The 16,079-nt window shown below is 55.8% G+C and carries 13 protein-coding genes; 7 read left to right on the top strand and 6 right to left on the bottom strand.

Annotation, left to right across the window (positions count from 1 at the left end):
- The 6 genes from xdhC to CWS43_RS24270 all read right to left on the bottom strand — a co-directional run bounded on the left by xdhC (position 1) and on the right by CWS43_RS24270 (position 7,855).
- Positions 1-789, bottom strand: coding sequence for a xanthine dehydrogenase accessory protein XdhC (gene xdhC, locus CWS43_RS24295; RefSeq protein WP_101079727.1), 789 nt, complete (start codon positions 787-789; stop codon positions 1-3).
- Positions 790-800: 11 nt separating this feature from the next.
- Entirely contained in the window at positions 801-3,191 is a 2,391-nt protein-coding gene (gene xdhB, locus CWS43_RS24290) for a xanthine dehydrogenase molybdopterin binding subunit (RefSeq protein WP_101079726.1), read from the bottom strand.
- The gene (gene xdhA, locus CWS43_RS24285) at positions 3,184-4,590 is read right to left on the bottom strand and encodes a xanthine dehydrogenase small subunit (RefSeq protein ID WP_101079725.1); all 1,407 of its coding nucleotides are present in this window, start codon (positions 4,588-4,590) and stop codon (positions 3,184-3,186) included. The genes xdhB and xdhA overlap by 8 nt, the downstream gene beginning before the upstream one ends.
- Positions 4,587-5,225 (bottom strand): TetR family transcriptional regulator C-terminal domain-containing protein, encoded by a 639-nt coding sequence (locus tag CWS43_RS24280; RefSeq protein ID WP_101079724.1) that lies wholly within the window; start codon positions 5,223-5,225, stop codon positions 4,587-4,589. The genes xdhA and CWS43_RS24280 overlap by 4 nt, the downstream gene beginning before the upstream one ends.
- Positions 5,222-6,574, bottom strand: a complete 1,353-nt coding sequence (gene guaD, locus CWS43_RS24275) for a guanine deaminase (protein WP_101079723.1) — start codon at positions 6,572-6,574, stop codon at positions 5,222-5,224. Before guaD ends, CWS43_RS24280 begins: the two co-directional genes overlap by 4 nt.
- Before the next feature lie 108 nt (positions 6,575-6,682).
- Positions 6,683-7,855, bottom strand: a complete 1,173-nt coding sequence (locus tag CWS43_RS24270) for an ROK family transcriptional regulator (RefSeq protein ID WP_198555922.1) — start codon at positions 7,853-7,855, stop codon at positions 6,683-6,685.
- A gap of 312 nt (positions 7,856-8,167) precedes the next feature.
- Here CWS43_RS24270 and CWS43_RS24265 point away from each other — a divergent pair, with 312 nt between their 5' ends.
- The 7 genes from CWS43_RS24265 to CWS43_RS24235 all read left to right on the top strand — a co-directional run bounded on the left by CWS43_RS24265 (position 8,168) and on the right by CWS43_RS24235 (position 15,966).
- A complete protein-coding gene (locus CWS43_RS24265; RefSeq protein ID WP_101079722.1) occupies positions 8,168-9,418 on the top strand; it encodes an extracellular solute-binding protein in 1,251 nt (416 codons plus the stop codon).
- A gap of 70 nt (positions 9,419-9,488) precedes the next feature.
- Entirely contained in the window at positions 9,489-10,391 is a 903-nt protein-coding gene (locus tag CWS43_RS24260; protein ID WP_101079721.1) for a carbohydrate ABC transporter permease, read from the top strand.
- Positions 10,388-11,227: a carbohydrate ABC transporter permease gene (locus CWS43_RS24255; protein WP_101079720.1), complete on the top strand. Its 840-nt coding sequence runs from the start codon at positions 10,388-10,390 to the stop codon at positions 11,225-11,227. The genes CWS43_RS24260 and CWS43_RS24255 overlap by 4 nt, the downstream gene beginning before the upstream one ends.
- Positions 11,228-11,253: 26 nt before the next feature.
- Entirely contained in the window at positions 11,254-12,207 is a 954-nt protein-coding gene (locus CWS43_RS24250) for a carbohydrate kinase family protein (protein WP_101079752.1), read from the top strand.
- Positions 12,208-13,302 (top strand): ABC transporter ATP-binding protein, encoded by a 1,095-nt coding sequence (locus CWS43_RS24245; protein WP_101079719.1) that lies wholly within the window; start codon positions 12,208-12,210, stop codon positions 13,300-13,302.
- Between the two features lie 115 nt (positions 13,303-13,417).
- Positions 13,418-14,863 (top strand): MFS transporter, encoded by a 1,446-nt coding sequence (locus tag CWS43_RS24240; protein WP_232777185.1) that lies wholly within the window; start codon positions 13,418-13,420, stop codon positions 14,861-14,863.
- A 47-nt stretch (positions 14,864-14,910) separates the two neighbouring features.
- Positions 14,911-15,966, top strand: a complete 1,056-nt coding sequence (locus CWS43_RS24235) for an aldo/keto reductase (protein WP_101079717.1) — start codon at positions 14,911-14,913, stop codon at positions 15,964-15,966.
- Positions 15,967-16,079: the final 113 nt, after the last annotated feature.

The raw sequence follows: 16,079 nt of genomic DNA, 5'->3' as shown, positions 1-16,079 counted from the left end.
TCAGTTAACTGCGAGGTTTTGCGCCGCGTATGCCGCAATAAATTCCCCCGCAATCGCCACCGCGATTTCTGCGGGGAGTTTACCCCGCACATCCGACAGGCCGACCGGGCAGCGCATTCTCGCCAATTGTTCACCGGAGATCCCTTTGCCGGATAAACGGTAGTCAAAGCGTTTTCGCTTCGTCTCGGAGCCGATCAGCCCGAAGTAGCGGAAATCCCCGCGTTTCAGAATTTTTTCGCTGAGGGCCAAATCCAGCTGATGATCGTGCGTTAACACCATGAAATAACTGCCTGCGGGCATCTGCGCCACGGTACCTTCTGGTTCGTCATCCACCACACAGGTAATCTGCGGGTCAACCTGTGCAGGAAACTCACTGGCGCGTGCGTCCACCCAGGTAATCCGGCACGGTAAGGTACTGAGGATATTCACCAGCGCCCGTCCGACATGGCCCGCGCCGTATACCACCACCTGGGGCTGCGGTTGTCCGAGCGGTTCAAGCAGAACAGACGCCATACCGCCGCAACATTGCCCCAGCCTCGCCCCCAGCGAAAAACGCTCCAAACGGCTGGTCTTCGCGCCCTCAAGCAACATCTCACGGGCAATCGCTGTGACCTGAAACTCAAGATTGCCGCCGCCAAGCGTGTAAAACAGCCGGTCGGCGGTGATCAGCATTTTGCTCCCGGCATCCCGTGGCGTGGATCCCTGGTTATCCACCAGCGTCGCAACGACACAAGGCTCTCCACGGCGCTGCAAATTATGTAAACAGGTCACCCAATCATCAGTGCGCATAAGAACCTCCGTTATCCGGACACTTTTTCAACTGAATACGTGACAGCGTCACCTGAAAACTGCAACAGATTCACACCGTTAAGCACCCTTTCCGGCGTAGCAGGCGCGTCAATCTGAGGATGTACGCGATAACCCGCGAGGCTCGCGACCGCGTCTTTAATTGCACACCAGACGGATATTCCCAGCATAAACGGCGGCTCTCCGACGGCTTTGGAATGGAATACCGTGTCTTCCGGGTTTTTACGGTTCTCCACCAGTTTCACGCGCAGGTCTTGCGGAATATCGCCAATCGCCGGGATTTTGTACGCCGCCGGGCCACTGGTCATCAGCCGCCCTTTGTCGTTCCACACCAGTTCTTCGGTCGTGAGCCAGCCCATGCCCTGCACAAATCCGCCTTCCACCTGGCCGATGTCTATCGCCGGATTCAGCGAATCGCCGACGTCATGGAGGATATCTGCGCGCAGCAGTTTGTATTCGCCGGTCAGCGTATCAACCAGGACTTCCGCGCAGGCCGCACCGTAAGAAAAGTAATAGAACGGATGCCCGGCGGCTTTGCTACGGTCGTAGAAAATCTTTGGCGTTTTATAGTAACCGGTACTGGAGAGCGGCACCTGATTCAGCCAGCACTGCGTGGCAATCTGCCCAAAGCTGAAATACTGGTCTTTAACCTTCACCTGACCATTGCTGAACGTGATTTCGTTTTCCTTTGCACTGTGCGTGCGCATCAGCATTTCAATCATGCGGCCTTTGATGATTTCCGCCGCATTTTGAGCCGCTTTGCCGTTAAGGTCAGCGCCAGATGAAGCCGCTGTAGGCGATGTATTGGGCACTTTACCGGTATCTGTGGCAGTTATCTGAATCCGGCTGATGTCCACCTGAAAAACTTCCGCCACCACCTGCGCCACTTTGGTATTCAGCCCCTGGCCCATTTCCGTGCCGCCATGATTAAGCTGAATACTGCCATCGGTGTAGACCAGCACCAGCGCGCCTGCCTGATTAAGAAAACTGGCGGTAAATGAGATACCAAATTTTACCGGCGTCAGCGCCAGCCCTTTTTTCAGGTAGGGGTTTGCACGGTTAAATTCCGTGACAGCGTCACGCCTTGCGGCATATTCCGCACTTTCTTCTAACTGCTGTGTCATCTCCTGCAACAGGTTCTGCCCGATATTCTGGTGATAATGCGTAACGTTGCGGCTTTCCTGCCCGTAATAGTTATTCTTGCGCACCGTCAGCGGATCCATACCCCGTTCGCGGGCAATGTGATCGACGATATGCTCGATGGCGACAATTCCCTGCGGCCCGCCGAACCCCCGGTAAGCCGTGTTTGACGCCATATTGGTTTTACAGCGGTAACCGGTAATCAGGGCATCACCAAGGTAATAAGCGTTATCGGAATGGAACATCGCGCGGTCGACAATCGAACCGGAAAGATCCAGTGAATAACCGCAGTTGGCGGCCAGTTTAATGTCAATGCCGTGGATCACGCCGTCATCGGTAAACCCGACGTCGTAGCTGACATTAAACGGATGGCGCTTGCCGGTGATCAACATGTCATCCTGACGCGCGAGGCGCATTTTCGCCGGGCGCCCGGTCAGATGCGCCGCCAGGGCTGCAAGACACGCCGCACCGGCTGCCTGCGTTTCCTTGCCGCCGAAGCCACCGCCCATACGGCGCATATCGACGACCACTTTATGCATCGGTAAATCCAGCACCGACGCCACCAGTTTCTGGACTTCCGTCGGGTGCTGCGTCGAACTGTAAACCAGCATGGCGCCATCTTCCCCGGGCATGACCGCGGCTATCTGGGTTTCCAGATAAAAATGCTCCTGACCGCCAATTTCAAGCTCGCCCTGCAAACGGTGTGGCGCACAGGCCAGCGCCGTTTCTGCATCGCCGCGTTTATGCTGGTGCGGCTCTTCTACGTAATGTTCCAGCGCCAGTGCCTGTTTCACAGTCAGGACGGCGTCGCGTAACTGATATTCCACTTTGGCTGCGGCCACTCCGGCGCGGGCAGCCTCCGGTGAAGTCGCGGCAACCACCAGCACAATCTGCCCGACGTATTCCACCACGCCCTGCGCCATCAGCGGGTCACCGTGGGTCAGCGGCGCTATGTCCAGATTTCCGGGCACATCTTCAGCGGTCATCACCCGCACAACGCCCGGCACGGTGTAACAAGGTTCGGTATCGATCTGCATAATATCGGCGTGTGCATGCGGGCTGAGCAGCGGCACCAGATGTAGCTGATTAGGAAACTCCAGCCGGTCATCGATATACACAGCTTCGCCGCTGACGTGCTTGTCCGCGCTTTCATGTTTCTGGCTTTTCCCCACGCCGCTCTGCAGCCCTGCACAGAACAACGCCTCCATTTCCTGTTGCGAGAGAGCCGGTTTGGATTCAGACATAGTGAGTTACCCGCATCAGTGTTTCCGGAGATGTCATTTCGATATGACAGCGGCGCAGCAGATTTTTCGCTACCTGCATACGGTATTCACGGCTGGCGCGAAAATCGCTGATTGGCGTGAAATCCAGTTCCAGCGCCTGACAGGCCAGCTCAACCGTTGCGGTCTGCCAGGGTTTTCCTAGGAGTTGTGCCTCGCAGCAGGCCGCACGTTTCGCCACTTCAGCCATGCCGCCAAAGGCAATGCGCACATGGGCCACCACACCATTTTGGATTTCGATCTGTATGGCAGCGCAGACGGCAGAAATATCGTCCTCCAGCCGTTTCGAGACTTTATAAACCCGCAATTGGCGGGCCGCAGCAGTGACGCGCGGGATGCGGATTTGTTCGATAAATTCGCCGGGCTGCAAGGCCGTTTTGCGGTAGCCGAGGAAGAACTGATCGAGCGGCAATTTGCGCTGTTGTGTCCCGCAGCGCAGCAGCAGTGATGCTCCGAGCGCCAGCAATACCGGCCCGCCATCGCCGATTGGGGAAGCGTTAGCAATGTTACCGCCAAATGTGCCCTGATTACGGATTTGCTGCGAGGCGAAGCGTTCCAGCAGTTCGCCAAACTCCGGGAATTCACGGTGTAACACCGGCAGGCATTCGCTGAGCGGTGCCGCTGCGCCGATATGAATAGCCTGACCGGTCAGCGTAATTTCTTTCAGCCCGGCAATATGGCTGAGTGAAATCAGTTTCGGGAGCCGCTGATAACGTTGTGTGACCTCGAGCGCCAGATCGGTTCCGCCCGCCACCAGACGGGAATCTGGCTCAGCAAGGTAGCGCTCTGCAAGTTGCTCAACAGTGACAGGTTGTTCCGATGTAGAAATCGACCGGAGTTTTTCCAGCGTACGCTGCGTATCGGCATCAAACTGATCGGGCTGCGGCGCTTCGCAAATTGCCTGAGCGGCGGCCATGATCGGCCTGTAGCCGGTGCAGCGGCAGAGATTACCGGAAAGCGCGTGCTGCGTATGCGTCACATCAAACGCATTTTTTTGCTTTTCCAGTGCAAAAAGGGACATCACAAAACCTGGCGTACAAAAGCCGCACTGTGAGGCGTGATGATCGACCATGGCCTGCTGGACGTGATGCAGCTCGCCGCGATGCCTGAGATCTTCTACCGTGATCAGCTGCTTACCCTGGATGGCGGGCATAAAAGTCAGGCAGGCATTGACGGTGCGATACTTCAGCGTATCGCCTTCCGGTTCAGCCAGTACAACGGTACAGGCGCCGCAATCACCGGAAGCACAGCCCTCTTTCGTTCCGCAACGCCCGGCGTCACGGCGCAGGTATTGTAAAACCGTGGTGTCGGCGGGCAGATCCGTTTCGGTGTGGATCCTGCCGTTCATCAAAAATTGGATCATACGCCGTCTCCTGTCTTACACCCGTTCAGAATCAGTGTCGTGACTTCATCAATAATGTGTTCCCGCGCCTGCGTATCGCCGTCGAAATTGCCATACATGTGTTTTACCTGTACCGCAAAATCCGCGTAATACTGTGTCACGGCCCAGATATGCATGATGAACAGACGCGCATCCAGCGGACGAATTTTCCCCTGCACAATCCACTGATGGATCAGGTTTTCTTTGCCAATGATATTTTGCGTTGCCTGCGGCCAGTACTTATGTAAATAGTGCCCCCCGCCAAGCACTTCGCTGGTGAAAATGCGCGAAAGCTCCGGCTGGTCGAATGAAAAATTCAGTTTATTGCGGATATAGCGGCGGAGTACGTCTTCGGGTTCGCTGAGAGACGGGTCAAACTGAATGATATCGCCCCAGACCTTAAGCACTTTTTGCAGCAACTCTTCGTAGAGCTCCTCTTTCCCGGCGATGTAGTAATGTAGCTGGGCCTTTTTGATCCCCGCACGCTGCGCAATCGCCTGCGTGGTCGCCCCCTGAAAACCTTTCTCACTGAACTCGGCGATCGCTGCTGCGTGGATATTTTCCAGCGTGCGTTCGCGCGCTATGCGGACCTTACCGCCCGTATCATTGTTCATCATGCTGGCAAATCCCCTTGCTGAGCGTCCCGTTCACAGGCCAGCTCGCCATCGATATACGTGCAGTAAACATTGCGATCGTCACCGAGTGTCATCAGCACAAACAGCTTCTCGGCCAGTGTTTTGCTGTTTGACGCACGGAGTTTCTGTAACGCGCTGACGCCCGGCTCGAGCACCACGAAATCAGCCTCTTTGCCGGTGTTGAAATTACCGATTTTGTCATCAAGATGTAGCGACCGGGCACCGCCCAGCGTCGCGTGATAAAAAGCTTCGAAAGCAGACAGCCGGTAGCGCTGTAACTGTCCGACCTTGTAGGCTTCCAGAAGTGTTTCCAGCATGTTGAACGTGGTGCCAGCTCCCACATCAGTGCCCATGCCAACCCGCACCTGTTTTTGCCAGGATTTTTGCAGATTAAACAGGCCACTGCCGAGAAACAGATTGGACGTCGGGCAAAAGGCAATCGTGGAGTCGGTGTCGTGCAGACAGTCCCACTCACTGTCATCAAGATGCAGACAGTGCGCGAACACACAGCGTTCACCGGTCAGGCCGTACTGATGGTAAACGTCGAGATAGTGCTGATGCTCAGGATGCATCTCCTTTACCCACGACAGTTCCGCCACGTTTTCGCTGAGATGGGTATGCAGATACACGTCCGGAAACTCCTGTTTAAGCAGGCGGACTTTTTGCAGCAGCTCAGGCGAAGATGTCGGCGCAAAACGTGGTGTCAGCGCATAACTCAGACGCTGACGGTTATGCCAGCGCTTAATGAGCTGCCGCGTATCGGTTTCACTTTGTTCGGGCGTTTCCAGCAGTGCGTCGGGGGCATTTTTGTCCATCATGACTTTACCCGCCACCAGCCGCATATTGATGTCCGAGGCCTCTTTAAACAGCGCATCGACCGACTGCGGGTGCACGGTGCCAAACACCAGCGCGGTAGTGGTGCCGTTGAGCAGTAACTGATTAATGAAGAATTTCGACATGCGCTTCGCGTAATCAGCGCAGTGATATTGCTGTTCGGTCGGGAAAGTGTAGCGCGTCAGCCACTCAAGCAGTTGCTCGCCGTACGCACCGATCATTTCGGTTTGCGGGTAGTGAATATGCGTATCGATAAAGCCGGGGACAATCAGTTTATCGCGGTAATCATCAATTTTCAGATCGGCCGTTTTGCGTGCGCAGGCCAGTTTTTCCTCGCCCTCCTGCCATTCGCCCAGCCAGACGATATGACCCCCGCTGAGCAACATCAGCCCGTCTTCGATATAACGCACCTGCGCATCGAGATCTTCCGGCCGTAACACCGGCTCTCGGATATCGAAGAAATTTCCACGGACTGCGCGGGTGATAATCTGACTCATGGCATTTACCTTCTCTGCAACATTCTCATTCACGATTGATAACAGAATGTTTGCAAAGCTTATGCCAAATCTGACCAAACGGTCAGACCATCCGGATGCTTTTTCAGATTACTTCAGCAACACCTCATATTGCGGATTGAATTCATCAAAGATGGGCAGCGCCGCCGCACCCAGTGCCGGGGTATCACTGCCGGACATGCCCAGGCGAATTCTCGCCGTTTGCGCATAGCGGCTTCGTACCGAACTGTACAGCGGCGTCAGCCGTTTAATCAACTTTTCCACCAGCAGTTTCGGCATTGTGCCGCCAATAATCACGCTCTGGGCATCGAACACGCATTCCATAATGTTGATGGCCTGAAGTGCCGGTTCGACAGCGGTATCCAGCCATTTATCGAACAGCGCTTCATCAACGTTCAGCAGGTCTTCCGGTTTCGCCGACATCGGATCCAGACCGCAAGCTTCGTAAGCCGCCTGTAACGAAACATAGCGTTCCAGACACCCCTTGTTACCGCAATAGCATTCGCGTCCGCCCGGTTGCACCACAATGTGGCCGACTTCGCCCGCATTGTGTGCATGACCGGTATAAATTCGCCCGTCGGTGAAGATACCCGCACCCAGCCCGGTGCCAATATACAGATAGACAAATGATGATAATTGCTTAGCGACGCCGTGAAAACGTTCGCCAATAGCCGCCACCGTTGCGTCATTTTCCAGCCGCACCGGCCAGCCTGTCGCCGCGCTCAGCCGCGCCTCAATATCCACATCATCCCAGCCGTGCAGCGTGGTGGGGCCTTGTGAGGAAATCCCCTCGACGCCAAACGGCCCCGGCATCACCACGCCAACGCCTAAAATCTTGCGCCAGTCGATCTTTACCTGTTGGCGCATTTCTTGCAGTACCTGACTGATAAGGGCCAGCGTGGGCTCTGGCTGTGGTTTCTGCACGGAGATGAGTTTGCGAAAGCGAACTGTCCCGGTGAGATCAACCAGCACAATCAGCAGCGACTGATGATCAAGATGGATGCCGATGGAATAGGCGCTGTCAGGATTGAGTGTCAGTGGCGTTGCTGGTTGACCGCGCCCTCCCGCACGACGCGGCAGGTGGGAGGAAAGAATGCCAGCCTGCTCAAGTTCGGTCGCAATGTTGGAAACAGTTTGTGGCGTGAGTGAGGTGAGCCGGGCAATTTCGGCACGGGTGAGTTCACCATTGAGGCGAATGGCTTCAATCACCACCCGACGATTGTGAGCACGGGCGTGCTCAAGATTGGTGCCAGAAGTTGTTATCACGTACATCCCCGCTGAGAAAACCCTGAGGGCAGTATGCGGAGAGTGATTACAGCAATCAAATTGATTTTATTAATACGATGATATGGATTTGACGGTGCCATCACAGCTTTGAATGTTATTGGTATGTTAATAATAATTGCCAGTCACTATTCGTTTTCAGCTGTTTTTAAGATTCATATTGAGCCCCAGTAGCAAAGTAATCATCCGGCAGGGACGCAGGGGTTACCAGAAATGGTCATCCCACTTTTTTTAACCGATTAAAGCAATCAAATTGATTTAATAAACCTAACCCTGTTTCGGAGAATGACGATGAGCCTACGATTTACCCCTGCGGCCACCCTGTGCGCCCTCTCTGCCCTCACTCTGGGATATTCCGCCAGCGCACTGGCTGAAACCACCCTCAGTGCTCTGTTTATGACCCAGGCGGCGTACAGCGAAGCGGATATCCGCGCGATGACCGCTGATTTCACCAAACAGCATCCGGATATCAAAGTGAATCTGGAATTTGTCCCTTACGAAGCCCTGCACGACAAAATCGTGGCAGCGCGCGGTGCCGGTGACAAAGGTTATGACGTAGTGTTGTTTGATGCGATCTGGCCTGCCGAATTCAACAAATACGGCTTGTTGCAGGATGTCACGGCGCGTATTCCCGCTGATGAAAGCAGCAAGGTTTTCGACGGTGCGATTTCCACCGTGACCTACAAAGACAAGCGCTGGGGCATGCCGTGGATCCTCGACACCAAATATCTGTATTACAACAAAGCCATGCTGGCAAAAGCCGGGATCACTACCCCGCCGGCAACCTGGGCCGATGTCGAGAAACAGTCTGAAATCCTGAAAGAAAAAGGCATCGTGAAATACCCGCTGGTCTGGAGCTGGTCACAATCGGAAGCCTTGCTGTGCGACTACACCACGCTGGTTTCCGCGTTTAAAGGCGATTTCTACAAAGACGGCAAGCTGAACTTCACCAACTCCGGCGCGATGAAAGCCATCAATTACATGAAAGAAACGCTGGATAAAGGGCTGACCAACCCGAACTCCCGCGAATATCTGGAAGAAGACGTGCGTAAGTCCTTCTCCAACGGCGATGCGGCCTTCGCGCTGAACTGGACGTACATGTACAACATGGCCAACGATCCGAAACAGAGCAAAGTGGCGGGTGACGTGGGTGTCATCCCGGCACCGGGCGAAACCGCAGGCGGCGCGTCGGGCGTCAACGGCTCAATGGGCCTGGGCATCGCGAAAGCCAGCGCGCATCCGGATCAGGCGTGGGAATACATCAGCTATATGACGTCACAACCGGTGCAGGATAAATACGCCAAACTGAGCCTGCCAATCTGGAAATCTTCGTATGACGATCCGGCAGTGCAGAAAGATCAGGAAGCCCTGATTGCAGCAGCAAAAGTCTCGCTGAACGTGATGCTCTCACGCCCGGTAACGGCGGATTATTCACGCCTGTCGAACATTTTGCAGCAGAACATTCAGGCGGTATTACAGGGTAAAACCCCGGCGAAAGACGGTATGGAAGCCGCCACCGCCGCCGCTGACCGTTTACGTTAATTTTTTAAAGCCAACACAACGCCCCGGGTATTCCGGTATTCGGGGCGCACCCACACCACGGAAATTGAATATGTTGACTTTACCCCAACGCGAGCGCCGTCAGGCATGGGTGCTTCTGGCCCCGATGCTTCTGATGATGTTTCTGCTGACCGCCTGGCCGCTGGCCCGCACGCTGTGGCTCAGCTTCACCGACGCCGGTTTAATCGGCGACGGTTCTGCGCCCAACTGGGTGGGCAGCGACAACTTTATTTATGCGCTGACCGATCCTGATTTTCGTGCAGCACTCTGGCGCACACTGTATTTCACCGTGGTTTCGGTGATCTTCGAAGGTTTTATCGGCGTGCTGGTTGCGCTGCTGCTTAACCAGCAATTTTGGGGACGCAGCGCCTTACGCGTGCTGGTGATTTTGCCGTGGGCGCTGCCGACCATCGTCAACGCGACCATGTGGCGGCTGAACTTTAACCCGGATTACGGCAGCATCAACGCCCTGCTTTCACAGCTTGGCCTGATCGATACCTACCGCAGCTGGCTCGGCAGCCCGTCTTCGGCCATTAACGCCGTGATGTTTGCCGATATCTGGAAGAACTACCCGCTGATCACTCTGCTGGTGCTGGCGGCGCTGCAGACCATCCCGGAAGATTTATTCGAGGCCGCGCGCCTCGACGGCGCATCGGCGTTTCGGCGCTTTCGCAAAATAACTCTGCCGGCCATTGCCGCACCGCTGGCCGTCGCCCTCATTTTGCGCACCATCGATGCCTTTAAGGTCTTCGACATCATTTACGTCATGACCCGCGGTGGCCCGCTCGACAGCACAAAAACTGTCAGCTTCTTCGTCTATCAGGAGTCCTTCAGCTATTTGCGCGCGGGCAGCGGTGCCGCTTACGCGATCCTCATGACGCTGATTTGTGCCCTGCTTATTTTGATTTATATGGTGATGTTATTGCGCCAGCGCCGTTCAGGGAGCACCGAATGAAACAAAAAATCCGGCTCGTTTTACGCTATCTGGCGGCGCTGATCCTGGCAGTCTCCATTCTTGCGCCGCTGGTGTGGATGTTCCTGATGAGCGTCAGCTCGGCGGAAGACCTGACCCGCATTCCGCTGGAGTGGCTGCCGCGCCACTGGGATTTCAGCCGTTACGCCAGCCTGCTGACGCTTCAGGCCGGGCAACCGGGCGCGCTGTTTTTGCATGCACTCGGTAACAGCCTGCTGGTCGCCTGCGGTGCCACACTGATTTCGCTGCTGCTGGCGATCCCGGCGGCGTACAGCTTCTCGCGTTATCCGGGGCGCGACGGCTGGCTGTTTGGCAGCCTGGCCATTTATATGGTGCCACCGGTGGCTTTCGTCCTGCCGCTCTATTTCATCCTGGAAAAAATGACCCTGCTCAACACGCATCTCGGGCTGATTCTGGTGTATTGCTCGATGATCCTGCCGTTCCTGACCTGGATGCTGAAAAACCAGTTTGACGCTTTGCCGGTCGATATCGAACAAGCCTCACGCCTCGACGGGTTACGTTACTGGCAGGTGCTGTTACGCATTACGCTGCCACTGGCAAAACCGGCACTCGGCGCTTCAGCCATGTTTGGCTGGCTGCTGGCCTGGGATGAATTTTTCTATGCCCTGCTGTTTACCAACAATATCGACGCCCAGACCTTGCCGGTCACCATTGCCGGTTTCACCGCCGGGCGCGCCACCGATGACGGGCTGATTGCCGCCGTCGGTATCCTTGCGGCCATTCCGCCGCTCTTTATTGCACTTTGGCTGCAAAAAACACTGGTCGGCGGGTTAACTGCTGGCGGCAGCAAAGGCTGATTATGAACACCAGAGAATCCTCATCCATGACGACCAAACCTGACACCCGCGCCACGCTGTATGTGGTGGGCAACATTAACGTGGATTTGATCATGAGCACGCTGCATGAATGGCCAAAAAAAGGCACCGAAGCGATGCTCGAAAGCAGTTCCCTGCGCCCCGGCGGTTCAGCGGGAAACTGTGCACTGGCGCTGGCGGCGCTGGACGTTCCTCATCGTCTGGTGGCGAATCAGGGCAACGATCAGTTCACCGGCTGGCTGGCGGGTTTATTTCCACAAAGTGCACAGTACTGGCCGACCTGCGAGTGTGAAACGTCGCTGACGTTTGGCGTAACGCACCCCGATCACGAACGGACGTTCTTCAGCAATCAGGGGCACATCGTCCGCCTTTCCATGCAGGATGTGCTGGCGCAATTGCCGGAAACGGCTCAGCCCGGCGACTGGGTTTTACTGTGTGGCACCTGGCTGTGTACAGCGCTTTATGCCCGATATCCGCAACTGCTGGCCGCGCTGAAAGCACGGGGTTTTAAGGTGGGTATCGACAGCGGCTGGCCGCCGGAAGACTGGAGTGACGCCCTGCGCGCACAGGCCGCGCAATGGCTGCCATACTGCGACGCATTGCTGCTCAATGAAGTCGAAACCCTCGGGCTTGCCGGTGCCGGCACGCTGGACGCCGCGGCTTGCACGTTGCTGACTCAAATGGCAGAAAATGCTTTTTGCGTGGCGAAATGCGGCCCGGACGGTGCACGCCTGTGGGCAAAAGACCTGACACTGCACCAGCACGCCGAACCGGTCGAGGTGGTCGATACCATCGGGGCCGGGGACAGCTTTAACGCCGGATTTTTATCCGCGATGATTTATGGCCTGCCGCCTGGCACGGCGCTGCAATGGGGCGTCCGCGTTGCCGGTTGTGCAATCAGCAGTTCCCCGCGCCGTTATCCTGACTGGCAATCGCTTTTTGGCCTTGTGGAGAAAATCTAAATGGCTCTGGTAGAACTGGTAAAAGTCGCCAAACATTATGGCAAAGTGCAGGTGCTCAAACCGCTGGATCTGACGATTGCAGACGGCAGTTTCACCGTACTGGTCGGCCCGTCGGGCTGCGGAAAATCCACATTGCTGCGCCTGCTGGCCGGGCTGGAGTCACTGTCTGACGGAGATATCCTGCTCGATAAACAGCAAATCAATAATTTTGACCCGGCAGATCGTGATATCGCCATGGTCTTCCAGAGTTACGCGCTTTATCCGCACCTGACCGTCGCCGAGAATATGGCGTTCCACATGCAGGTGAAGAAAGTGCCGAAAGCCGAGCAACAGGCCAAAGTGCAGCAGGCGGCAAAAGTGCTGGGCATTGATCATCTGCTGAAACGTCTGCCGAAAGATTTGTCCGGCGGCCAGCGCCAGCGTGTCGCGATGGGACGCGCACTGGTGCGTAATCCGAAAGTGTTTCTGTTTGATGAGCCGCTGTCTAACCTCGACGCGCAACTGCGCATGGAGCTGCGGGCAGAAATCAAATCACTGCATCAGCAATTCCGCACGACCACGGTTTACGTCACACACGACCAGGTCGAGGCCATGACGCTGGCCGATAATATTGTGGTGATGAAAGATGGGTTTATCGTGCAGCAAGGCGATCCGCTGTTGATTTACGACAAACCGGTGAATACCTTTGTGGCGCGGTTTATCGGTTCACCGCCGATGAATTTACTCAGCGGCGTGTTCCAGAGCATCGACGGCAAACCGGGCGTGACCTGTAATCAACTGTGGTTTGCCCTGCCGGAGAAATGGGCATTACAGGCGCGACATTCCGAAGGCGAACCGGTGACGCTCGGCCTGCGTCCGCATGACCTCCGGCCGGTTCAGCACAGCGCGCAACCCGCCGCCACGCTGCGTCTGCTGGAAGTCACCGGCGAAAGCAGCCTGCTGCACATCGACTGGAGCGGCTTCCCGCTGCATGTCCAGTTCGCCGGGCGTGCCCGCGTCAGTACCGATCAGCCGTTGTACCTCGAAGCCAACAGCGAAGCGATTCATCTGTTTGATGCGCAGTCCGGGGAACGGCTGGCGGAAACTGAATTCTGAATCAATGCGTAAAATCTCCCCCTTCACAGGGGGAGATGTGAAATCCCGTCGTTGACGCATTCCCCCGATGCGCTATGCTCAGGCTTTGCTTATTTCATTAGCGCGCTTACTTTCTATGAGCTTCTTCGCAAACAAAAAATTCTCACTTCCGCCGGGTTCCGCACTGCCATTACTGGTCGCGGGCGCGTTCTTTATGGAAAACCTCGATGCCACGGTGATTGTCACCGCGCTGCCGCAGATGGCGAAAGATTTCGGCGTGCATCCGGTCGATATGAATATCGGCGTTTCGGCCTACATTCTGACGCTCACGGTATTTATTCCGGCCAGCGGTTGGATCGCTAACCGGTTTGGCACGCGTAACGTCTTTTCGCTGGCGCTGGTCCTGTTCACCCTCGCCTCGCTGTTATGTTCCGCCAGCGTCAGCCTCGGCACATTTACCGCCGCCCGCATGTTGCAGGGGTTTGCCGGGGCACTGATGGTGCCGGTCGGGCGTTTAGTGGTGCTGAAAAATACGCAAAAATCAGATTTAATCCGTGCCATCGCCACCATTACCTGGCCCGGACTGGTCGCGCCGATCCTCGGGCCGCCGCTGGGCGGATTTATCACCACGTATGCTTCCTGGCACTGGATATTTCTGCTCAATCTGCCGCTTGGTGTGATCGCACTGATGTTCAGCCGCAAGCTGATCCCGCAGGTTCCGGGGCAAAAAGGAGTCCCCTTTGACGTTGCCGGTTTTGTGCTGACCGGTGCGGCGTGTCTGGGGCTAATCTTCGGGCTGGATATGTTTAATCAGGAGCCGGTTAACTGGAAGCCGGTGGCGATGGTTGGGGGTGCGCTGCTCATCGGGACGCTGGCCATCTGGCATTCAAAGCGTGCCGCGCACCCGTTGTTGCCGCTGGTGGCGTTGAAAATTAAAAGTTACGCAGTCACGATTTACGGCGGTTCAATGTTTCGCTTGGCTATCGGTGCCCTGCCATTTTTGCTGCCGCTGATGTTCCAGCTCGGTTACGGTATGAGCGCGTTTAACGCCGGTTTGCTGGTGCTGTCAGTTTTTGCCGGGAATCTGGCTATGAAGCCTTTTACCTCAGCGATTTTGCACCGCTTCCGCTTTAAGTCGATTATGCTGGTTAACGGCCTGCTCAATTCAGCGACCATTTTTGCCTGTGCGCTGCTCACGCCGCAAGTCCCGACGCTCGTGACGTTTTTACTGCTATTTGCCAGCGGCCTCAGCCGTTCCATGCAATTTACCGCACTCAATACGCTGGCCTTTTCGCAGGTTCCGGCAGAACAAATGGGCGGTGCAAATACCTTATTTAACACCGCTCAGCAGCTCTCTACCGGCCTGGGCATTGCGATTGGTGCGCTCTCCTTGCGTATTGCCGGACACTTTTTACCGGCCAGCGACACCTTACAAATCAGCACATTTCATATCGCCTTTATCATTATTGGCCTGTTTTCTCTGGCCGGAACGCTCGACAGCCTGACGCTGGACAAAACAGCAGGCGATGAATTGCGGCGCAAAAAAGAATCTGTACCCCCGCCGGCTACGTCGGAAAAATAGACGCGTAGCCAGACTGAAATTACGTATCCGAAAAATGGAGATAACCCATGGAATACCGTTTGCTTGGCCGTTCCGGCCTGAAAGTTTCAGTTCTCAGCCTTGGCACTATGACGTTTGGTGGCCAGGGGAAATTCGCCAAAACCGGCCAGACTGACGTCGGTGCCGCACAAAGCCAGATTGGCTTGTGTCTTGATGCCGGGATCAACCTGTTTGATACCGCCGACGTCTATTCGGGCGGTGAATCTGAAGTGATCCTCGGTAAAGCGCTGGGCAGCAAGCGCCACGATGTACTGGTCGCCAGTAAAGCGCGCTTCCCGATGGGCGATGGCTCGAATAATCGCGGTTCATCCCGCCACCACATTCTGCGCGCCTGCGAAGCCAGCCTGAAGCGTCTGAATACGGATTATCTGGATCTCTATCAGTTGCATGAATGGGACGGTCAGACGCCTCTGGAAGAAACCTTGCGTGCGCTCGACGATTTAGTCAGCAGCGGCAAAGTGCGTTATGTCGGTGTCTCCAACTTTTCGGCCTGGCATGTGATGAAAACGCTGGGCGTGGCGCAGGCAGAACACTATATCCGCCCGGTCAGTCAGCAAATCCATTACACGCTTCAGGCGCGTGAAGCCGAATACGAACTCCTGCCGGTGGCGCAGGATCAGGGCCTTGGCGTGCTGGTCTGGAGCCCGCTGGCCGGGGGGTTGCTTTCCGGTAAATATCGCCGTAATCAGGCAGCGCCCGAAGGAACACGCCATCTGGCTGACTGGGGCGAGCCGCCGGTGCGTGACGAAAATGCGCTGTATGACGTGGTGGATGTTCTGGTGGATATCGCCGGGCAACGCGGCGTTTCCGCGGCGCAAATCGCGCTGGCGTGGCTGATTGCGCGCCCGCAGGTGACGTCAGTGATTGTCGGCGCGCGTAACGACACTCAGTTGCAGGACAACCTGCTCGCGGCAGATTTAACCCTGAATAGCGAAGAAATTGAAAGACTTAACAAAGTCAGCCAGTTGCCGTTGCTGTATCCTTACTGGCATCAGGCGCAGACCGCGCCGGACCGGCTTTCTGCGGCAGATTTATCGCTGATTGCGCCTTATTTGAAAAAGTGACTGCAATAAAATGATACCAAGTCAGACCTGCATCCGCTGCCGGTCTGGTTATTTTTGTGTTAATACTTATAGAGTTTCTTTTTCTGCACGCCGCGCGCGTGCAGACGCGTTCA

Origin of the sequence: Rahnella sp. AA, from assembly GCF_002834385.1 — a bacterium.
Lineage (GTDB): Bacteria > Pseudomonadota > Gammaproteobacteria > Enterobacterales > Enterobacteriaceae > Rahnella.
The sequence above is the reverse complement of the archived record's forward strand: the minus strand, read 5'-3'. Positions and strand labels throughout refer to the sequence as shown.